The sequence below is a fragment of the Aquihabitans sp. G128 genome (assembly GCF_019048865.1).
Classification (GTDB): domain Bacteria; phylum Actinomycetota; class Acidimicrobiia; order Acidimicrobiales; family Iamiaceae; genus Aquihabitans.
The window spans coordinates 4,375,326-4,394,483 of the sequence record NZ_CP077604.1 but is presented as its reverse complement, the minus strand read 5'-3'; the positions used below and the strand labels follow the sequence as shown (position 1 = coordinate 4,394,483).

Here is a 19,158-nt window from a genome sequence, read left to right as displayed (position 1 = left end):
CGGGGTAGAGGGACTAGCCCGCCGAGGCTGTGAGGTCGTCGAGGGTGGCGAAGAGCTTGTCGAGGTCGGCTTCGACGAAGATCGCTTCGGGGCCTTGGGGGGCGAGGCCGTCGTAGGGGGTCTCGTAGACGCGGGCGGCTTCGACGAGGCCTCGTTCGGTGAGCTCGTTGATGATGAGGTTCACGAACTCGATCTGGTTCTTGCTGTAGCGCTTGTCGTCGAGGAAGTCGGCGAAAGCGAGCTTGGCGGCGTTGCGGTCGAGCCCGACGAGAGATCGGACGAAGCGGCCGAAGCTACCGGCCTTGCTGCTGGCGGCGGCGAAGGTTGCGTCGTCTCCGATGCCGGCGGCGACGAGGATGCGTTGGAGCTCGGCGAGGTCGGCGTCGGTGAGCGGTGCGCCGGAGCGGACCTTGGCGACGACGTCGTCCGCGAGGTGATCTTTGAGGAAGTGTTCGGCCTTCTTGCGGAACTGGAGGAATTCGGTGCTCCCGGCGCTGGTGCCGCCGGTGCCGGGGAGGTCGATGCTCGTGGTCTCGCCGATGACGTCCTGGAAGTCGGAGTAGAGCACGCCCTTCCTTGACCGCTCGATCAGCTGCACGAGGAGGCGGAGCCTCTTGCGGACCTCTTCGAGCATCGGGTAGCTGACGTAGAGCCACCATTCGTCGTGCTGGATGTCTTGGATGAGCTCAAGTTGGGCGGCGATGACGGGGATGGCTTGCTGGTCCTCGAGCGCCCCGGCGATGGCCATGATCTTCCGGCGTTGGCGCTCGAAGGGCTCGCCTCGTAGGACGCCGAGTTGCGCGTTGAGCAGGAGCACGTCGAAGCGCTTGGCGTCTTCGTGCTCGGAGTCGAGCTCGGCGGGGAGCTTGGCGACCCGATCGGCGAGCGCAGCGAGGTCGCCGACGGTGAGGGTGTCCCATGGCTGGTCCTGCCGGAACCTCTCGACCAGTTCGAGGTGCGGTCTGACGAGGAAGTTGTTCGGGTTCATAGACGCGATCGCAGTGCGCAGCACCTGGGCGACGGCGGCCCGCTCATCGTCGTGGGCATGGATGCTGTCGAAGGTCTGGATGAGCTCGAGGCGGGTCTGGAAGATCAGCTCGCTGAGCGGTGTGCCGCCAGAGCCCTCGGCGGGCACGAGGGGCTGGCTGAAGTACTCGAGGTTCTGGCAGAAATCGAAGACGTTGAAGTGGGTCTTGTGGTTTTCGGGCTCTTCGCCGGGGCCGAACAGGTTCGGGCAGAGACGGGTGCCGCGACCGATCATCTGCCAGAACTTGGTTTTGGAGCGGACCAGCTTGAAGAAGACGAGGTTGACGACCTCGGGGACGTCGATGCCGGTGTCGAGCATGTCGACCGAGATGGCGATGTGCGGGGCCTTGTCCTGGATCGAGAAGTCGTCGATCAGGCTCTGGCCGTACTTCACGCTGTGTGTGATGACCCGGGCGAAGTTGCCGTTGTCGAGGTGCGGGTAGTTGGCGACGAACCGCTCGTAGATGTAGTCGGCGTGGCGCTGATTCTTGGCGAAGATGATGGTCTTGCCCAGCCGGTCACCACCGGCGACCTTGATGCCGTCGGTCATCACCCGCTCGAGGACCTTGTCGACGGTGTCCTCATTGAACAGGAACTTGTTCAGAGCGGCAGCGTCGACCTGCTCGGGTGGGTCGAGCGGGTTGCCGTCCTCGTCCTCGCCCCACTCGAGCTCGTCCCAGACGTCCCGCTCCTCCTCGCTCAGGTCTGCGTAGCGGATGCCGCTGCGGAGGAACTTGGTCTCGATCGACACGCCCCGGGGCGGGACCAGGAAGCCATCGTCGATGGCGTCGTCGAGGGCGTACGCGCCGGTGGGGACGCCGGTCTCGAGGTCGAAGAGGTCGTAGGTGTTCTTGTCCACCTCGTCCTTCGGGGTGGCGGTGAGGCCGACCAGGAGCGCGTCGAAGTAGTCGAAGATGCCCCGGTACTTGCGGTACACGGACCGGTGGGCCTCGTCGATCACCACAAGGTCGAAGTACCCGACCCCGAACCGGCGGGTGCCGTCGGGCCGGTACTGGTCGATCTTGCCGACCATCGTCTGGTACGTGGACAGGTACACCCGGCCGGTCTCGTTGGGCTCGGTCACCAGGTTCACCGGAGCCGAGTCGGGCAGGTGCTGCTTGAAGGCGTTCACGGCCTGGTTCACCAGCGCGGTGCGGTCGGCCAAGAAGAGGACCCGTTTCACCAGCCCGGCCCGCATGAGCAGGTCGACGAGGGCGATGACGGTCCGGGTCTTGCCGGCGCCGGTGGCCATCACCAACAGCGACTTGCGCTGCTTGTCGATCTCGAAGCGTTCGCTGATCGCCTGGATGGCCCGCCGCTGGTAGTAGCGCTCGACGATCTCGTCGTCGATGACGAGAGACGCCAGCGGGACCGTGGAGGTGCGGCGCTGGATGAGGAGCGCCAGCTCGTCCTTGGTCAGGAACCCCTGCACCGAGCGGGGAGCGAAGCGGGTGTCGTCCCACAGCCAGTGCTCGTAGCCGTTCGAGTAGAAGATGACCGGCCGCTGCCCGGTCATCTGCTCCAGGCAGTCGGCGTAGAGCTTCGCCTGCTGCTGCCCGGTCAGCGGCGAGGTCAAGGTCTTCTTGGCCTCGACGATCGCCAGCGGCAGCCCGTCGTCGCCCCACAGCACGTAGTCGACGAACCCGACCCCGGACCCCGAGGGCATCCCGTGCACCTCGAACTCACGGTCGCGGCCCGCGGTCAGCATCCAGCCGGCCTCGGCCAAGAGTGCGTCGATCTTGTACCGGCGGGTTTCGAGCTCTGACCAGTCGTGCGCCTCGATGGGCACCGCTGCTGCGGCAGCGGCCTTCTTGGCCGCGGCGACCTCCTCGATGAGCGCCGCGTGCTTTGCTTCGAGCTCCTCGACGGTGTTGGACAGCTCCGCTACCCGTTGGCGGGCGCGTGCGTTGTTGTGCGCCTCGTCGGCCAGCCGCTGCTCGAGCTCTTGGCGCTCCTTGAGCGACACCTGCTCGCTGGTTCCCGGCCGGGGAAGCGCCCGGGGGTCAAACTTCACGGTCGGGTCGGGCTTGGTGGTGCGCCCGTAGGTGAAGGCGAGGAAGAAGCAGAACTGGAACAGCGCCGAGATCACCTCGACCGCCTCGAGCTGCGTCGGCTCCTTCGACTCGTGGACCGCAGCGTTGCCCGCTCGCTGGATCTTCTTTGCCGCTTTGTACACCAGCCCGTTCGCGAGGTCCTTGAACGCCGGCTCGTTCACGTACGCGTTGAGCTTGTCCTCCCACGGCCGTGGCAGCGCCCGGTCGTGTTCGAACATCCACTTGACCCCGGACTCCAACGCCTTCCGAGCATGGATGACCGCCGGCCCCGGATCCGACAACGCATGCCGCTCCGCCCACTCCGCCAGCACGAACTGGTCGCTGAACTCCACCTCGAGGAACGAGAACTGCGACCCGCTCACAGCTCGCCTCGGAACGCACGCTGCTGCAAGGAGGCAAAGAGCACATCCAGCTTGCGCTGCGACGCCAGATGCGCCGCCCGCTGCCCCTGCGCTTCGAGTGCTTGCTCAGCGAAAAGGTCCTGTTCAGAGCGCGGAGGCAGGGGTACGGGGATCCTTTTCACATCCGTCAGGTTGATGCCTCGAACCGCAGCGCCCTTGGTGAAGCCACTCATCCACCGCTGGAGATCGGGTGTCCGCAAGCATTCCAGTACGTAGCGCGGATTCGCTCGACTAATGGCCAAGCGCGCCGTGTCCTGTGTGATGTTGGCCCCCACAGCATCGTCCCCGACGATCGCCAATCTACCGACGTGTCCCCGGATCGACATCACGAGATCGTCTCGAGCGAGCAGCGAACGCTTGTATTGCTGGGAGATCTCGGGCGTGGTCCTGCGGAGTCGGCTGACGTCGATGGAGTGGTCAATCATGTCGACCACTCGGACATAGGGGACACCCGCAGCGACGTCGTCGCCAGGCTTCAGGATCCCGTATGTGATCGGACGGTGGGCGTCGACGAGTTCGACCATCGGCACAACCTCGTACCCCTTTGGGTTTACTCCGGGTGTGCCGAACGTTTTGAAGAAGATGGCTTCCACCAGGGTGTCAAACTTGACGAGAGCCTGGAAGCGCTTCGCTCGCAGCGAGCTGGCCGCGTCCAGTACGGACGCGATCCGTCGCTGCTCAACGATCGGCGGGAGGTCAATAGGGATCCCCGCCGTGACTCTCTTTGACAGTTCCTTGAACGTGGCGCCGTTGCCCAACGACTCGAGGAGCGGCCGGTTGCGCTTGAGCCACCAGTAGAGGAAGTTAGCGTCAACGACCGACGGATGCGGAATGAAGCTCTTGAACCCTTGATTCGTCGCCATGGGAACCGTGTTGATCGCAACATGCCCAATCGGAGCCCTGGAACTCAAGAGTACCGATCCAACAGGAAGAAGGGAGGCAGTGCAGCTCCGAAGACCGGACTCCGAGAGAGTCCTCGGCGTAGCGCTGATTGTAGCTCCCTCCAAGTCACTTAGATCCCTCGGGGTCGCCCAGGGAATGCCTCCGTCCCAATACTCGGGGACGGTGGTTTTCGGAGTGGCGCCGGAGACAATCTGGGCGATCTCACCAAGGGTCGTGGTCGTCCAGGCAGCTCTCATCCAAGCATCGCCTTGAGGGCGACGAGACCGCGGGCAATGTCCTCCTCGATGGCGGTCAAGTCGTCAAGTATCTTGGCTGGGCTCTGATACTCGAGGTCTTCGTAGACGATTTCCTTGTAACGGTTGATGGAGAGGTCGTAGTCCTTGGCCGCGATGTCAGCCTTGGTAGCGCTGAACGACTGGTCGGTACGGGCTCGGTCGAGTTCTGCGCCATAGCGCTGCTTCCAGCGTGCGAGGGCGTCGGGGAGGTTGTTTCTGGCGTGCTCGTCGCCCGCGAGGGTGGCGGTGACGCCGAGCTTGTCCTCGGAGAGAAGAGGGGCTCGCTTGTCGTCGAGGCTGCGGCCGTCGGCTTGGAGGTCGTAGAACCAGACGTGGTCGGTGCCGCCGCTGTTGGTCTTGGTGAAGAGGAGGATGGCGGTGGAGACGCCGGCGTAGGGCTTGAAGACGCCGGAGGGGAGCGAGACGATTCCGTCGAGCTTCTGGTCCTCGACGAGCATGCGGCGGAGTTCCTTGTGGGCTTTGCTGGAGCCGAAGAGGACGCCGTCTGGGACGATGACCGCCGCTCGGCCGCCGGGCTTGAGGAGCCGTAGGAAGAGGGCGAGGAAGAGGAGCTCGGTCTTCTTGGTCTTGACGACCTGGAGGAGGTCCTTGGCGGTGGACTCGTAGTCGAGGCTTCCGGCGAACGGAGGGTTCGCAAGGACGAGGCTGTAGGCCTCGATGTCGCCGGCGTGTTCCTGGGCGAGGGAGTCCTTGTAGCGGATGTCGGGGTTCTGGACGCCGTGGAGCTGCATGTTCATCGACCCGATGCGCAGCATGGTGCTGTCGAAGTCGTAGCCGTTGAACATGGCCTCGTGGAAGTGCTTGGCGGTGGCGGGGTCGGTCAGGACGCCGGGGTGGTGGTCGCTGACGTACTCGGCGGCGGCGACGAGGAACCCGCAGGTGCCCGAGGCGGGGTCGACGATGACGTCGCCGGGGGTGGGGGCGGTCATCTCGACCATGAGCTGGATGATGTGCCGGGGAGTGCGGAACTGGCCGTTCTGGCCGGCCGAGGCGATCTTGGAGAGCATGTACTCGTAGACGTCGCCCTTGGTGTCGCGGTCTTCCATGGGGATGGCGTCGAGGCCGTCGACGGCCTTCTGGAGAAGGGCAGGCTTGGAGATGGTGAGGCGGGCGTCGCGCATGTGCCGGCCGTGGCTGCCGGCGGCTCGACTCTGGATGAACGGGAAGACGTACCGGTCGACGAGGGCGTGCATCTCGGCAGCCGGGAGGCTTCGGAACCGGCTCCAGCGCAGGTCGTCGTAGGGCCGGCCTTCGCTGAGCCCGTCGGGGGTGTAGCCGCCGTCGGGGAAGATCGGGTTCTCGATGGGCAGCTTGAGCCGGTTGGCCTTGTTCTCAGCGCGGGTCTGGGCCTCGTCGAGGCCCTTGATGAAGAGCAGGTAGGTGAGCTGGTCCATCACCTCGAGGGGGTTCGAGATGCCGCCGGACCAGAAGTCGTTCCAGACGGCGTCGATCTTGGACTTCAGCTCGCCGGTGATCATCGGTCTCCCTCAGGTCCTTGCGGGGACCCCCCCAGCACTGACGGGGCCTGCGCAGCGCCCCGGCCACGGTACTGCGCCCAGCGGCCTTGGCTGCTCGGGCTAGCGACCCTCAAGGCGCTTCACGGGGTCGTCAACCGTCACTTTCGGGCTCTTGGCCTCGGCCAGGCTCAGGTCCACCCGCTCCTCAAGGTCGGCAGCACTGCCAACAAGGACCATCCCGGATTCGAAGGTGAGCCGAAAGCCGTTGGCCTTCACCATCGTGGTGTCCTTCGGGAAGGGCATCCGCGGGTCGACGCCTGCCTCGCGAAAGCGGGAGCTGGCTTGCGGCCGGTCAGGCGGATCGACGTTCTGCGTCAAAAACTTCCAGGGCGCACTTCCGCAGACTGGTCCTGCAGCGCTGCAAGCAGAGCGACCTGGTACCTGCCCTTCGTCTCGACGTTCGGTACGTCCCGATCGAGGAAGGTCTGAAACGCGCGGGCGAAGGCCATGGTGACAACGGCGGGATTCTCCTCCAGGGCACAGCCAAGGAAGCCGCTGAGGAAGAACTGGGCGACTCCGCCTTCGCCGCGCTGATCGTCGGAGACGCGACCTCGGACATGCTCCTCGCCAGCGGTAGGGCATAGCAGGATCGAGGTCTTGAACACCTTCGTCTTGTCCGTGAGTGTGAGGTTCTTGAGCAGCTCTACGTCGACGACTGTCTGACCATCGCGGTCGTCCACCACGAACCTGAGTCCCTGTTCACGCTCGAGCTTGAGGATCGAGCAGCAAGCGACATCGTCTATCGACCCTCGGATGACCGTAAGGAGCCCCGCAGAGTTCCGAGCGGACTGCACGACGTTGAGCCGCTGAGCCAAGACCTGGGAGCACGAGACGAATCTGGCCGGATCCGAGGTGATGCCCTCAACCATGCTTCTAACGACCGGATCGCCGTCAGGGTCAGCCACGACCGCCACCCCGCTTCGGTCGATGCTCTCGACGATCTTGCGGTGAAAGTAGCTTCGAAGATCGTCGGTCAGCCCGAGCGGAGCGTCCGCCAGCGCAATCGTGTCGTCCTGAGAGTTCCCGCGCGGCACGTAGTGCACGATCGCCGACTCGATCCAGTAGGTCTCAAGATCCAACGGGCACCTTCCCGGAGGTCGGCAATGGGGCTGCCAGCGCAGTTCTCGCGGCTGTCAAAAAGACCTCGCGCTCGGCTTCAAATCCGGCAAAGTCGGGATCAGGAACCGCCGCCTTGGCGATTTCCAGCAGTGACTCGCGACATGCCTCATACGACGTGACCACCGGGTGCGACGATGGCAGCCAGAGTCGAAGGCGCTGTCCAATGACGAAGATCTCTTGAAGCTCCGCTGCCTGATCCGCCCCAGCGACGGCAAGGCGCACGTTGGTCGCTGCGCTCCCGAGTGCACTTGCGGAGCTATCCAATACCTGCCGGAGCCCGGTCTTCCACTCCGCAGCATCCTCCCGACGGAACTGGCGGGTGAGAGCAGCGCGCGACAAGACGGACGCAACCCCAGGGCCCGCGATGCCAGATACGACCAATCCCGCAACACCAAGGATCACCGCATCAGACGACATGCGGCCAGCTTCGCAGCGAAGGAACGGCCCCGCGCGGATGGCAGGACCGGGCCGGAGGGTCCTTCTCAGCCTGTGCTTCGAGGTCAACCTCGAACGTGTCCGAGATGTCCGGAACGAAGAGACGCTGTTTGACAGCCAACAAAAGAGCGACCAGAACGTAGCGGGTGGCTGCTCATTCCCTTGCCGTCTCCCGCTGGTCCCCATTGGCCGTGGCGGCACTCCTGGCCCTAGGTGCCTGCGGCGGTTACAGCGATGCGGATGGCGACATGCGGAGGTTGGCGGAGCCGGACCTGGAGGCGATGGCGCACGAGACGTTGGTCGACTGGGTGAGCTACGCCGATGCGGTCGCCATCGTCGAGGTCACCGGGGAGGAGGCCATCCCGCTGACGGCTGCGGAGGAGCGGCACCACGAGCCGTTCCAGCAGCGGACGGTCACCGTCGAGATCGATGAGGTGCTGTACCAGGGGCTCGGGCCGGCGGCGGTGCCGGAGCGATCCACGTTCACCACGTCGGGCTGGACCACCAAGGGCCACGACCCGGTCGGCACCACGGGTGCGGCGAGGTTCGAGGTTGGCGAGCGGTTCCTGGTGCCGCTCGTCGAATGGGCCGGCGAGGGGTGGCGGCCCATCAGCACGCAGGAGTCGCTGCGGTTCGCCGACGGGCACGCCGAGGTCGAGGGTCGAGGCGCCACCGAGGCTGCCGAGGCGCTCGACGGCCTGACCCGTGCCGAGGTCCGCAAGCTCCTCTCCGAGACCGACCCGGAGCCGGTTGCCGCCGCGCACCCCGAGCTCTCGTCCATTGGCCGTCAGAACGCGGTTGCCGAGGCTCGCTACGGCAAGGAGAAGAAGACCAGCTGAGCAAGCCGCCCGATCAGCGCTGGACCGGCAATCGCACCGGGCCGCGCAAGGTCATCGAGCGCTTCCACCGCACGCCACTCACGTCGACACGGTGCGCTGGCAGCTCGCGGTAGAGGAGGGGGAGGACGGTCTTTGCCTCCTGCCGGGCCAAGGCGGCGCCGATGCAGTGGTGGATGCCGTGGCCGAAGCTCAACGGGCGGTTGTCGGGGCGGTCGAAGTCGAGCTCGGCGGGGCGGTCGAAGCGCTGGGGGTCGCGGTTGGCGGCGCCGATCAGCATGGTGATCTGCTGGCCGGGCTTCACCTCGCAGCCACCCACCGTCATGGGCTCCTGGACCATGCGGTCGGTGTTCTGCACCGGGCTGTCGAAGCGCAGCAGCTCCTCCACCGCCGGACCGGCCACGTCGGCATCGCTGGCCAGGCGCTCCCGCAGGTCCGGCCGCCCGTCGAGGGCCACCACGGCGTTGCCCAGCAGGCCGCTGGTGGTCTCGTGGCCCGCCGTCATGAGGATCGCCACCATCGACCGCAGCTCGGCCCGGTCTAGGCGTCCGCCGCCGTCGTCGCTCTCAGCCTCGAGCAGCTTCGACAGCAGGTCGTCGCCCAGCGCCGCCCGCCGCACGGCGATCCACCCGTCGAGCGCCTCGTCCAGCTCGGCCACCGCCCGCGCCATCTCGGCCGGCACGAAGGCGTCGACCGGGTCGATCACCTTGGCCAGCTCGTCGGACCAGCCCTTGAGCCGGTCCCAGTCGTCCTCGGGGATGCCCAGCAGCTCGCCGATCACGTAGATCGGCAGCGGGGCGAACACCGCCGCGAACAGGTCCACCCGGTCCTCCAGCGCCGCCTTGGCCACCAGGCCCTCGGCGATCTCGCGGATCCGGGGCTCGATGCGCTCCACCGTCCGCGGCGTGAACGCCCTCGACACCAGCTTCCGCAGCCGGGTGTGGTCCGGTGGGTCCACCAGCAGCAGCGACCGCGTGAACGTGGCCCGCTCGGTGGGCGACAGCTTCGACCACGGCGACACCACGTCGAACAGGTCCCCCCGGTCCACCGACGCCGGCGACCGCAGCACCTCCTCGCACAGCTCGTGGCTGGTGACCAGCCACGTGTTGAGCCCCCGGTGGAACACCATCGGCCCCTCGGCCCGCAACCGCTCGTACGCCGGGTACGGGTCGACGTTCAGCGTGCGGCTGAACGGGTTGAACGGCTGCAGCAGCCGATCGAGCGCCGGCGCCAGCCGCGGCTTGCCGTTCACCCACCGCAAGACCGGAAGCGCCACCTGCTCGACTCGCATCCCCCACCCTCCCACGTCACCCGTCCGAGCCGCCTGCGACGTCAGCCACAACCCCCGACCGCGAGACTGCGGGGCGATGCGGGTGCCCGATGAGCTGTTGGTGCCGTTGCGGCGGGCGCGGGACCTGGCGGACCGGTCGTACGCGGAGCCGCTCGACCTAGGGGCGCTGGCGGCGGAGGCGGGCGTGTCGAAGTACCACTTCCTGCGCTGCTTCTCGGCCGTCTACGGCAAGACGCCGGCGCTGTACCTGGCCGAGCGGCGCATCGAGCGGGCCCAGGACCTGCTGCGGGCCACCAACCTCACCGTCACCGAGGTCTGCCTGCTCGTGGGCTACTCGAGCCTCGGCTCCTTCAGCGCCAAGTTCCGCCAGCTGGTGGGGGTGTCGCCATCGGCCTACCAAGCCCGTTGGGCCGCCACCGGCGCACCCCGCATCCCCGGTTGCTACGTGTTCATGCACGGGCTCAGCGACCGCCTCCCGGATCCCGCAACTTCGGAGAAGCCACCGGCACAGGAGCACCCGTAGGTTCACGGCCGACCGACCTCGCCCGACCTGGGCAAACCCCCGTCGGCCGCCTCGCCCTCGACCACCCCGTCGACCGCCCGAACCGCAGGAGCCCACGTGATCACCAACGTCTCGCTCATCACCCTCTGGGTGACCGACCAGGACGAGGCCAAGGCCTTCTACCTCGACAAGCTCGGCTTCGTCGAGCACACCGACGTGCAGATGGGCGACGGCTTCCGCTGGTGCACCATCCGCCACCCCGACCAGCCCGACCTCGAGGTCACCCTCATGGTCCCCGGCCCGCCCGCCAACCCCGAGCTGGCCGAGGCCGTCCGCCGCTCGCTCGCCGCCGGCTCCATGAGCGGCTTCGGCGTCACCACCACCGACTGCCGCGGCGACCACGCCGACCTCGTCGCCAAGGGCGTCGAGTTCGTCCAGCCCCCGTCGGAGCGCCCCTACGGCATCGAGGCCGTGCTGCGCGACAACTCCGGCAACTGGCTGGTCATGGTCGAGCCCAAGGAGTTCACCGGCGAAGACTTCCCCCACGCCTGACGCTCCTCGGCTGGCGGCCCGGGCTGCGACGCCAGTTGTCGCTGCGAGGTGGGCAATCGGACGTGGCGTGCCTCGGGCACCGCCGGCGTGACGCCCGCTTCACCTGGCCCCCACCCGACGCCGGCTGACACCTCTCGCCAGTCAGGCATCGAGCCACTAGGGGTTGCCGTAGAAGCAGACCCCTGAGTCGGCGTGGTATTCCGGCTGCTGGCTCCACGGCACGCCCTCTTCGGATCCCAACCGAGCGTCCTCGCTCGCCGTCTCGCAGTCCGAGCGATTGGCGTCAGCGGTGGCTTGATCGAAGCTTCCATCGTCGAGGATCGCAACCGCCTGATCCTCGTAACCGGGGTAGTCGACCCTGCATTCATCCTGTTCGTCCACGTGGCCACCGTGCTCCTTGCACGAAGCTGCGTACGCCGCGATGCGATCGGCCTCCTCTTGCTCGGCAAGGCGGTCCTGCTCATCCTGCTCGGCCTGCCGCTGGTCCGCCTCCTCCTGTGCCTGGCGCTCTGCTTCGGCGCGGTCGGCGGCAACCTGGGCGTCGCGTTCCTGCTTGGCGAGGGAGGCGTCGCATCGGTCAATCGCGCTCGACGCCTCAGAGCGGGCGAGCCCAGCCTGCGCCTCATCGGGTGCCTTCAGGATCTCCGCACGCTTGGCGGCGAAGCTCTGCTCGATCCGAGGCTGATCGTTTGCGTCTCCGCTCTGCAAGTACTTCGCCACAGCAGCTCCTAGCTGACCGCACTCAGGGTGAAGCGCAGGTACCAAGCCGAGAGTCTCCGACCGCTCGAGCCCACTCCCTTCGACCTTCGCCTTCGTCTGCTCCGGCCCGGACGCGCCGCACGCGACTAACAGCACCGCCATTGCAAGCACCAACCCTCGCCCCATGCACAGAAGCTAGGCGACGAGTTGTCGCTGCGAGGTGGGCGATCAGACGTTGTGCGGCTCGGCCCGTTACTCGAGGCCGGCTGCGCCGAGCCGGTCGTCGCTCGCCCTCAGGGCTCGACGGCATCCATCGCTTGGAAGACCTCGGCCATGAACCTCTGGCTGGGGTGGACGAACTGGACGCCGCACCACTGGGCCTTGGGCGCCGGCGAGTCGCCGATCCAGGCCACCTGCACCGCCGTCCACTCGCCGCCCAGCTCCAGCTGGAGCAGGCAGCCCTGGGTGATGCGCTCGTCGAGCGGGGCGAAGAGGCGGGCGCCGGAGACGGAGAGGTCGTGGAGGATGGCGTGGTGGGCCTCGGCCTCCTGCCGCTTGCGCGAGCGCCGCTCCATGGCCCCTTCGGCCAACGGGATGCGCCACGACACGCCGACGCCCACCCGATGCCGGCGACCGATGCGTGGCGGATCCTCCCGCCAGACCCCGGTGCTGCGCTCGAAGCCGTCGGTCCCCACCCCCTCACCGTCGGCGGCAACGCCCCGTTCTGAAGGCCACCCCCCGGTGCGACCGGCGCCGTCGCCCGTTGGGACCTTCGGCCCTACTGCCCGAACCGGCCCTTCCGTACGTTCGAGGTGCAGCCAGTCAGCCGATCGGTTCGCACGAGAAGGGCAGGGCACCATGACCACCACGACCACCGCCGCCAGCAACCACCGAGCCGAGAAGGCCGACAAGGCCGACGCTAGGGCGGCCGCCAAGACCGCCGCCGGCGAGGAGCTCGTCCGCCTCCCCCGCCGTCGGGTCGACGAGGTGCTGATCGGCTTCGGTGTGATCGCCACCATCGTGTTCGCCGTGGCCGGCGGGCTGCTCCTCTGGGGCAACAGCTTCTCGAACGACTACGTCCACAAGGAGCTGGCGTCGCAGAACGTCTTCTTCCCGTCGAAGGCCGACCTGGTGGCCGAGGGACGCACCGACCTCGTGGGCCACGCCGGCCAGCAGGTCACCACCGGCAGCGAGGCCCAGGCCTACGCCGGCTACATCGCCGGCCACCTCGAGGGCATCGCCGGCGGCAAGACCTACTCGGAGATCGACGACCGGGGCGCTGCCGCCAAGGTCACCGCGGCCGAGAAGGCCGGCGCCAGCAAGGCCGACGTCGCCAAGCTCCAGGCCACCGCCGATGAGCTCAAGGGCCAGCGGGACACGCTGTTCAAGGGCGAGACGCTGCGGGGCCTGCTGCTCTCGGCCTACGCCTGGTCGACCGTCGGCATGATCGCCGGCATCGCCGCCTGGGTCGCCGTGGCCGCTGCCGTCCTCATGGCGCTGATCACCGGCGCCGGCGTCGTCCACCTCCGCCGCACCACGCACTGACCGTCCGGCCCACCCGGGCCGAGCACCCGCACACCACCCGCTGCGGTGGGGCCGCACCAGCGACCCCACCGCAGCGGCGCGCCCCGGCCCCTACGCCGGAGCGGGATCGAGCGCCGACGGCGCGGTCGTCGGCGAGGTCGTGGCCGCACCGCCCGCACTGGCCGCCGAGACCGCTCCCGCCGTGCGACCGGTGGGCTCGGTGGGGCGGTCCACCGGCTCGGTGAGCTGGTAGCGCCACGTGCGCAGGTCGTCGAACTCGGCCCACCCGCCGGCCGGCACGTGGCCGACGTACCAACCCGTGGTGCCCGACGCCTCCCACCCGGCCGGGATGGCCACCTTGCCACCGAAGCGCGGATCGCCCCACGCCGGCTCGCGCATGTGGGTGGTCCACACCTTGATCTCCATGGTCGACCCCACGGTGCGGGCGCAGAAGTGCCACGGCAGCGGCAGGGCACGGTCGTCCGGCCCCTTCATCCCGTCGGCCAGGACCGCCCCGAACTTGGTGTAGCTGTGGCGCTGGTTCGTGTCCCACGTGTGGAAGTTGAAGCCCCAGTTGACCCCGTAGAGGATGTTCTTGGTCACCGTCAGGGCCCGCAGCCGGCCGTCGCCGCCGAGGCGGATCCGGAACGCCGCTCCCTGCTGGGTGTTGCGCCCCAGCTGCGACGTCCAGATCGCGCAGCTCTCGCTGTCGGCCACCACCGGGACGCCGGCCGGCCAGAACGCCACCCGCAGGTTCTCGCCCCGGTTGCTGCCCGGGCCCGACGCGTCGAACGAGCCGGGGACGCTCCGGTACGCGTACCGGTCGCCCCCGTCGGCGGTGAGGGTGCCCTCCCGCATGGTGGCCGTGCTGCGGCTGTCGTAGGTGAGCACCGCCTGGCGCAGCGGCGGACTGGCCGTCACCGCCCCCAGCGCCGGCCTCGGCACCAGCGCGACCACCACCACCGCCACCGCCCCACACGTCAGCCGACGCCCGACCCGCCCCCGATGTCGCCCCATGTCCATCTCCCCTGAGCCGCCGACTCGGGGGAGATGGTATGACACCCGTCACGTCTTCGCCCATCCCCACGATGGATGGAACGCCATCACGACCCCTCCCGCTCCGGCGAGCTGCGCCCTCTCCCGTCCCCGAGCGCCCTGCGGCAGGCCCAGGCACTCTGCGCGGTGCGGGCGACGTAGGTTGCCGCCATGCACGACTCGGTCACCGTCCACATGAACGCCTCGCCCGACGCCATCTGGGACCTGGTGAGCGACGTGACCAAGATCGGCCGCTACAGCCCCGAGACGTTCGAGGCGGAGTGGACCGACGGCGCCACCGGCCCGGCCGTCGGCGCCCGCTTCCGCGGCCACGTGAAGCGCAACGGCAAGGGCCCGATCTACTGGTCGCCCTGCGAGGTCACCGCCTGCGACCCGGGCCGCGAGTTCGCCTTCGTCGTCGGCCCCGAGCGCCGGGCCATCAACACCTGGCGCTACGTGATCGAGCCGACCCCCGACGGCGGCGCCGACGTCACCGAGTCGTTCCAGCTCGCCCCGATCCTCCCCCTCAAGCTCTACTGGGCCGTCCTCGGCTGGGCCCGCGGCAAGACCAACCGCAACGGCATGCAAGCCACCCTCGACCGCATCAAGGCCGAGGTCGAGTCCCCCGCCCCCTGACCAAGCTCGACCCGCTGCGCGCTGCAAGCCGAGAGGCCGACCGTCTCGAGGTGTGTGCGCAGGACCGCGAAGAGAACCGGTTTGCGCACGAGCCTTGCCAGGGAGTGCCGGAAGGTCAGGCCGCCGACGTCGACCGCCACGCCCGTTCGAGCGCATCCCGCAGGCGGGGGTGACCCGGCCTGAGGTCGACCTTGTCGGCGCGGAGCAGTCGCCAGCCGAGCTGCTCGATGGCGTGGTGGCGGGCCTCGTCGCTGGCCCACCGAGACGGGCCGTGGAAGGCGTCCGAGTCGTACTCGATGCCCACCAGTCGGCCGCACCAGCCAACGTCGATGCGACCGATCACCGTCCCGGTCTCGTCACGGACCCGGATCTGGAGGTCGGGCTCGGGGAAGCCCCACTGGACCAGCTGACGGCGGAGGCGGGCCTCCGGCGGGCTCCCCGGCAGGATCGGCCCCTGCCACGGCTCGAGCGCTGCCCGAAGCCGACCCTCGCCGGGACGACCCGGTGCGGTGCGCACCGCATCCCACACCCGGTCGACCTGGTGGGGCAGCGCCAAGCGCCGGTGGACCGCCTCGTCCACCAAGCGCTGCAGCCGGTTCGGCCCCAGCAGGGATGCACAGTCGACCAGCGTTCGAGGCACCGAGGTGGCCGGCACGCCCCGGAGGATGACCCGATCTTCGGGGCTGAGAAGGGCTCGATGAACGACGGCCAGAGGGCTGCGGGCCGATCGGTCCCGCTCGACGGTGAGGTGCGGCACCGGCGGCGGCGACACCCCGAGCCCAGCGAGCGCTGCCGCCGTGAGGTGGGAGGCGCAGGCGCCTGCCGGGCCAGCGAAGCACCCGGCGAGCGCTCGCTGCTCCCAGGTCTCTGGGGAACCTGCGAGCCGATAGACACCACGCCCCATTCGCACCCAGCGACCGGCGCGCAGGCGGTTCTCGATGCGTTCCCTGGAGAGGCCGAGGCCGATGGCCTGCACCCTCGTCACCAAGCCCTTCTGCCGGCTGGCGAGGTCGACGATGGCGAGGTCGATTGCGTCCATGACCCCCCAGGCTCCCGCGAGGGTCTGACAGAACTCGGGTCCGACCGCAAGGGTCGTGCGCAAAGCCGCGATGAGAACCGGTTTGCGCACGAGCCTTCCGGCCCAGCCACCGCCGACCCGGACCGGCCGGCAGACCACAAAAGGTCAGGCTTGGAGGCTGGGCTCGTCGGGGGCGCTGAGGCTCAAGACGGAGCCGGCGACGGCGGGGGACGCGTCGAGGCGGGCCTCGAGGGCACGGAGGCGGAGGGCGACGTGGGTCTCGGTGTCCTCGCCGGTGAGGTCGACGTCGCCGATGACCGTGAGCAGGCGGGGGCCGACGAACTCGAGGCGGAGGTAGGTCACGCGCGACACCTCGGGGTCGGCGGTGAGCTCGGCGATCACGGCCTGGCGGACGCGGGGGTCGGCCTCCTGGCCTACGAGGAAGCGGCGGTTCTGGTCGATCAGCACCACGGCCACCACGGCCAGCAGGAGGCCGACCAGGATCGAGCCGATCGCGTCGGGCACCGACGAGCCGGTGATCTCGTGCAGAGCCAGCGCCCCGCCGGCGATCACCAGCCCGGTGAGGGCCGCCGCATCCTCGGCGAACACGGCCCGCAGCGTCGGGTCCGACGTGCGCATCACGTGCTCGATGAGGTCGCGGTCCATGGACTCGGCCTCGGGCCGGGCCTGGCGGATGGACTGCAGGAACGAGAAGCCCTCGAGCAGGAACGAGACCACCAGCACCACGTAGCCGACGACGAAGTCGCTGGCCGGCTCGGGGTTGATGAGCTCCTGCACGCCGTGGGTGACCGACACCGCAGCGCCCGCCACGAACAGGCCGAGCGCAGCGAACAGCGACCAAACGTAGGCCTCGCGCCCGTGGCCGAACGGGTGGGTCGGGTCGGGGCCACGGCGGCCGCGCTTGTCGGCGATGAGGAGGAAGACCTCGTTGCCGGCGTCGGCCCACGAGTGCGCGCCCTCGGCCACCATCGACGCCGACCCGGTGATCACCGCCGCGGCCGACTTGGCCAGCGCCACCAGCACGTTCGCTCCGAGCGCGATCAGCACGGTGAGCGTGCTCTCCGACCCCGCCGAGTCGTGCGGCTGCGACAGCTCGGCGAACGGGATCGCCCGCCCCGTCGGTGCAGCCGGCACCGCCGGCCCGGCCGCCGCAGCCGGCCCGGCCGCCGCAGCCGACCCGGGCTCGGCGGCCGGTTCGGGGGCGGGGTCGGCGGTCATGGCCGCCATCCTGCCCGCCGTCCGCCCGAACCGGTCGGAGCTGCTCGACGGCGGACCTTGCGTCGGTGCCGGACCCGACCGGCATCCCCACGATCGGGTAACCCGCGAGGGTGATGTGCGAGCCGCTGACCTGCGGCTCCTCACCAGCCGTGACTCAGGGCACCGGGGTCGGGTACGTGGGCGACATGAACGCAACGCTCCTCTGGATCATCGCAGCCATCGTCGTCATCATCGGGATAGTGCAGCTCCTGCAAGGCCAGATCATCTTCGGCATCGTCCTCATCGTCGTCGGGTGCCTCATCGGCCCCGGAGGCGTGTCCATCTTCAACAAGCGCGCCTAGCGACCGCCCCGCGACCGCGCTCGGGCGTCCCGCCTGCTCCTCGGAGCGGGCGGGACGTTCCGCGTCCGGGCCCGGTTCGTGGACCGAGCGGTCAGCGGGCTCGCATGCGGTTGCCGCGGGCGTGGTGCTCGAGCTCGGCCAGGCCGAGGTGCTCGAGCAGCGGCGGGACGTACATGCCGAAGCGGCCGCGCAGGCCCTTCTTGAGGCCGTACCAGCCGCCGACCGGGTTGTCGGACGAGCGGCCCCACGCCTCGACGGTGCCGTCCTTGGCCGGCTTCTGCTCGTCGGCCGAGCCCAGCTCCACCCAGTCGCCCCGCTCGACCAGCATGGCGTGGAGGTCGTCGATGCAGCGGGCGTCGTAGAAGAGCACCGTCTTGCCGACCGTGCACACCAGGGCGTCGACCCCGTCTCGGCTGCCGCGGTGCAGCGTGTAGCTCGAGCTGCCCGGTGGCGTCTTCAGGACCCAGGGGTCCTCCTCGGTGCCGCTCCCGCTGCTGATGGGCTCCTCGGCCATTGGCTTGCTCCGTCTCGTCGTCGGTCCACCGGTGGTGGCGCGCCCGCTGGCGCACGGTCTACCGCCTGGCGGCCGGGCGAGCCGGGAGCTGACCGAGATGTCCGATCCACCTGCTGCTGCCCGGCACGGCGAGGACGCCGTCCCTACGATGCCGACGCTGCCCGCCCGGCAGCGCGGACCGCAGGGGGCGCCATGGACGAGCACGCGCACGAGGTCGATGCGACGGTGGACGCCGGCGCGCTCCACGAGGTGGTCGACGGCGTCTTCGCCTGGATCCAACCCGACGGCTCCTGGTGGGTGAACAACGCCGGGGCCGTCACCGGCGACGACGGCACCGTGGTGATCGACACCTGCGCCACCGCGGCCCGCACCCGCCGCTTCCTCGACGCCGTGCGCGACGCCACCGACGGCGCCCCGATCACCGTCGCCGCCAACACCCACGAGCACGGCGACCACACCTACGGCAACTCGCTCCTGCCCGCCACCACCGCGCTGATCGGCCACGAGCGCATGCGGGCCCAGCTCCTGGTCGACCCGGTCATCGACGGCTGCCCACCCCTCTGGGCGCCGGTGCCCGACTGGGGCGCCGTCACCCGCCGCGCCCCCACCATCACCACCCGGTCCGACCTCACCGTCCACACCGGCACCCGGCGCATCGACCTCGTCCACCCCGGCTACGCCGCCCACACCACCGGTGACCTCGTGGCGTGGCTGCCCGACGAGCGGGTGCTGTTCACCGGCGACCTCGTGTTCTCGGGCCTCACGCCGCTGGTGATGGCGGGCTCGGTCGACGGTGCGCTGCGATCGCTCGACTGGCTCGCGACGTTCGAGCCCGACCACCTGGTCCCCGGCCACGGGCCGCTGGTCACCGCCTCGACGCTGGCCGACGTGCTGGGCCAGCACGAGCGCTACTACCGCTTCGTCCTGGCCACCGCGGCCAACGGTCGCCGCGACGGCCTCGGCCCGCTCGACGCCGCCCGCCGCACCGACCTCGGCCCGTTCGCCGACTGGCTCGACGCCGAGCGCCTCCTGCTCAACCTCCACCGCGCCTACGCCGATGCCGAGCAGCGCCCCTTCGACATCGTGGCCGCCTTCGGCGACGCCCTCACCTGGAACGGCGGCCCGCTCACCACCCACGTCTGCTGCGCCTCCTGAGCCCGGCTCGTGCTGCTGCCGTCGGTGCCGCTCGGGGCGATGCGGGCGGGCGAGCCGGCGACGGG

The 19,158-nt window shown here is 69.1% G+C and carries 20 protein-coding genes; 7 read left to right on the top strand and 13 right to left on the bottom strand.

The features are described from left to right. Positions 1-13 precede the first annotated feature (13 nt). From KSP35_RS21065 to KSP35_RS21040, 6 genes are all read right to left on the bottom strand, one after another. Entirely contained in the window at positions 14-3,442 is a 3,429-nt protein-coding gene (locus tag KSP35_RS21065; RefSeq protein WP_216997733.1) for a DEAD/DEAH box helicase family protein, read from the bottom strand. Next, positions 3,439-4,620, bottom strand: a complete 1,182-nt coding sequence (locus tag KSP35_RS21060; RefSeq protein WP_216997732.1) for a restriction endonuclease subunit S — start codon at positions 4,618-4,620, stop codon at positions 3,439-3,441. The genes KSP35_RS21065 and KSP35_RS21060 overlap by 4 nt, the downstream gene beginning before the upstream one ends. Then, on the bottom strand, positions 4,617-6,158 hold the full coding sequence (locus KSP35_RS21055; protein ID WP_216997731.1) for a class I SAM-dependent DNA methyltransferase: 1,542 nt from the start codon (positions 6,156-6,158) through the stop codon (positions 4,617-4,619). Before KSP35_RS21055 ends, KSP35_RS21060 begins: the two co-directional genes overlap by 4 nt. 99 nt (positions 6,159-6,257) lie before the next feature. Then, entirely contained in the window at positions 6,258-6,515 is a 258-nt protein-coding gene (locus KSP35_RS21050) for a hypothetical protein (protein WP_216997730.1), read from the bottom strand. Next, positions 6,512-7,276: a nucleoid-associated protein gene (locus tag KSP35_RS21045; RefSeq protein WP_216997729.1), complete on the bottom strand. Its 765-nt coding sequence runs from the start codon at positions 7,274-7,276 to the stop codon at positions 6,512-6,514. Before KSP35_RS21045 ends, KSP35_RS21050 begins: the two co-directional genes overlap by 4 nt. After that, positions 7,266-7,733: a hypothetical protein gene (locus tag KSP35_RS21040; RefSeq protein ID WP_216997728.1), complete on the bottom strand. Its 468-nt coding sequence runs from the start codon at positions 7,731-7,733 to the stop codon at positions 7,266-7,268. The genes KSP35_RS21045 and KSP35_RS21040 overlap by 11 nt, the downstream gene beginning before the upstream one ends. Positions 7,734-7,999: 266 nt before the next feature. Here KSP35_RS21040 and KSP35_RS21035 point away from each other — a divergent pair, with 266 nt between their 5' ends. Then, positions 8,000-8,590: a hypothetical protein gene (locus KSP35_RS21035; protein ID WP_216997727.1), complete on the top strand. Its 591-nt coding sequence runs from the start codon at positions 8,000-8,002 to the stop codon at positions 8,588-8,590. A gap of 13 nt (positions 8,591-8,603) precedes the next feature. Here the strand turns inward: KSP35_RS21035 and KSP35_RS21030 are convergent, their stop codons facing one another. Continuing rightward, a complete protein-coding gene (locus tag KSP35_RS21030) occupies positions 8,604-9,878 on the bottom strand; it encodes a cytochrome P450 (protein WP_216997726.1) in 1,275 nt (424 codons plus the stop codon). Between the two features lie 76 nt (positions 9,879-9,954). Between KSP35_RS21030 and KSP35_RS21025 the strand changes: the two genes are divergently transcribed. Together KSP35_RS21025 and KSP35_RS21020 are read left to right on the top strand one after the other, a co-directional pair. Next, positions 9,955-10,401 carry a helix-turn-helix transcriptional regulator gene (locus KSP35_RS21025; RefSeq protein ID WP_216997725.1) on the top strand — a complete coding sequence of 149 codons (447 nt, stop codon included), beginning with the start codon at positions 9,955-9,957 and terminating at the stop codon, positions 10,399-10,401. A 96-nt stretch (positions 10,402-10,497) separates the two neighbouring features. After that, positions 10,498-10,932, top strand: coding sequence for a VOC family protein (locus KSP35_RS21020; protein WP_216997724.1), 435 nt, complete (start codon positions 10,498-10,500; stop codon positions 10,930-10,932). A gap of 156 nt (positions 10,933-11,088) precedes the next feature. Here the strand turns inward: KSP35_RS21020 and KSP35_RS21015 are convergent, their stop codons facing one another. Next, the gene (locus KSP35_RS21015; protein WP_216997723.1) at positions 11,089-11,652 is read right to left on the bottom strand and encodes a hypothetical protein; all 564 of its coding nucleotides are present in this window, start codon (positions 11,650-11,652) and stop codon (positions 11,089-11,091) included. A 272-nt stretch (positions 11,653-11,924) separates the two neighbouring features. After that, positions 11,925-12,326, bottom strand: coding sequence for a PilZ domain-containing protein (locus KSP35_RS21010; protein ID WP_216997722.1), 402 nt, complete (start codon positions 12,324-12,326; stop codon positions 11,925-11,927). A gap of 163 nt (positions 12,327-12,489) precedes the next feature. Between KSP35_RS21010 and KSP35_RS21005 the strand changes: the two genes are divergently transcribed. Then, positions 12,490-13,176 carry a hypothetical protein gene (locus KSP35_RS21005; RefSeq protein ID WP_216997721.1) on the top strand — a complete coding sequence of 229 codons (687 nt, stop codon included), beginning with the start codon at positions 12,490-12,492 and terminating at the stop codon, positions 13,174-13,176. Positions 13,177-13,266: 90 nt separating this feature from the next. Here KSP35_RS21005 and KSP35_RS21000 read toward each other — a convergent pair whose 3' ends face one another. Further along, on the bottom strand, positions 13,267-14,124 hold the full coding sequence (locus KSP35_RS21000; RefSeq protein ID WP_216997720.1) for a hypothetical protein: 858 nt from the start codon (positions 14,122-14,124) through the stop codon (positions 13,267-13,269). 237 nt (positions 14,125-14,361) lie between these two features. On the opposite strand from KSP35_RS21000, the gene KSP35_RS20995 reads away from it, so the two are divergent. Then, entirely contained in the window at positions 14,362-14,826 is a 465-nt protein-coding gene (locus KSP35_RS20995) for an SRPBCC family protein (protein ID WP_216997719.1), read from the top strand. Between the two features lie 115 nt (positions 14,827-14,941). Here KSP35_RS20995 and KSP35_RS20990 read toward each other — a convergent pair whose 3' ends face one another. Beyond that, positions 14,942-15,865 (bottom strand): type IV toxin-antitoxin system AbiEi family antitoxin domain-containing protein, encoded by a 924-nt coding sequence (locus tag KSP35_RS20990; RefSeq protein ID WP_216997718.1) that lies wholly within the window; start codon positions 15,863-15,865, stop codon positions 14,942-14,944. Positions 15,866-16,009: 144 nt separating this feature from the next. Then, complete coding sequence (locus tag KSP35_RS20985) at positions 16,010-17,083, bottom strand: cation diffusion facilitator family transporter (protein WP_216997717.1); 1,074 nt, start codon at positions 17,081-17,083, stop codon at positions 16,010-16,012. Positions 17,084-17,268: 185 nt separating this feature from the next. On the opposite strand from KSP35_RS20985, the gene KSP35_RS20980 reads away from it, so the two are divergent. Next, positions 17,269-17,424 (top strand): GPGG-motif small membrane protein, encoded by a 156-nt coding sequence (locus KSP35_RS20980; RefSeq protein WP_216997716.1) that lies wholly within the window; start codon positions 17,269-17,271, stop codon positions 17,422-17,424. A 91-nt stretch (positions 17,425-17,515) separates the two neighbouring features. Here the strand turns inward: KSP35_RS20980 and KSP35_RS20975 are convergent, their stop codons facing one another. Then, positions 17,516-17,938 (bottom strand): DUF6855 family protein, encoded by a 423-nt coding sequence (locus tag KSP35_RS20975; protein WP_216997715.1) that lies wholly within the window; start codon positions 17,936-17,938, stop codon positions 17,516-17,518. A 192-nt stretch (positions 17,939-18,130) separates the two neighbouring features. Here KSP35_RS20975 and KSP35_RS20970 point away from each other — a divergent pair, with 192 nt between their 5' ends. Continuing rightward, entirely contained in the window at positions 18,131-19,093 is a 963-nt protein-coding gene (locus KSP35_RS20970; protein ID WP_216997714.1) for an MBL fold metallo-hydrolase, read from the top strand. Positions 19,094-19,158: the final 65 nt, after the last annotated feature.

Bases quoted from the DNA above. Each gene is read 5' to 3' on its own strand.
- KSP35_RS21060 (WP_216997732.1), bottom strand. From the start codon at position 4,620: ATGAGAGCTGCCTGGACGACCACGACCCTTGGTGAGATCGCCCAGATT.
- KSP35_RS21055 (WP_216997731.1), bottom strand. From the start codon at position 6,158: ATGATCACCGGCGAGCTGAAGTCCAAGATCGACGCCGTCTGGAACGAC.
- KSP35_RS21040 (WP_216997728.1), bottom strand. From the start codon at position 7,733: ATGTCGTCTGATGCGGTGATCCTTGGTGTTGCGGGATTGGTCGTATCT.
- KSP35_RS21035 (WP_216997727.1), top strand. From the start codon at position 8,000: ATGCGGAGGTTGGCGGAGCCGGACCTGGAGGCGATGGCGCACGAGACG.
- KSP35_RS21030 (WP_216997726.1), bottom strand. From the start codon at position 9,878: ATGCGAGTCGAGCAGGTGGCGCTTCCGGTCTTGCGGTGGGTGAACGGC.
- KSP35_RS21025 (WP_216997725.1), top strand. From the start codon at position 9,955: ATGCGGGTGCCCGATGAGCTGTTGGTGCCGTTGCGGCGGGCGCGGGAC.
- KSP35_RS21005 (WP_216997721.1), top strand. From the start codon at position 12,490: ATGACCACCACGACCACCGCCGCCAGCAACCACCGAGCCGAGAAGGCC.
- KSP35_RS20995 (WP_216997719.1), top strand. From the start codon at position 14,362: ATGCACGACTCGGTCACCGTCCACATGAACGCCTCGCCCGACGCCATC.
- KSP35_RS20990 (WP_216997718.1), bottom strand. From the start codon at position 15,865: ATGGACGCAATCGACCTCGCCATCGTCGACCTCGCCAGCCGGCAGAAG.
- KSP35_RS20985 (WP_216997717.1), bottom strand. From the start codon at position 17,083: ATGACCGCCGACCCCGCCCCCGAACCGGCCGCCGAGCCCGGGTCGGCT.
- KSP35_RS20980 (WP_216997716.1), top strand. From the start codon at position 17,269: ATGAACGCAACGCTCCTCTGGATCATCGCAGCCATCGTCGTCATCATC.
- KSP35_RS20975 (WP_216997715.1), bottom strand. From the start codon at position 17,938: ATGGCCGAGGAGCCCATCAGCAGCGGGAGCGGCACCGAGGAGGACCCC.
- KSP35_RS20970 (WP_216997714.1), top strand. From the start codon at position 18,131: ATGGACGAGCACGCGCACGAGGTCGATGCGACGGTGGACGCCGGCGCG.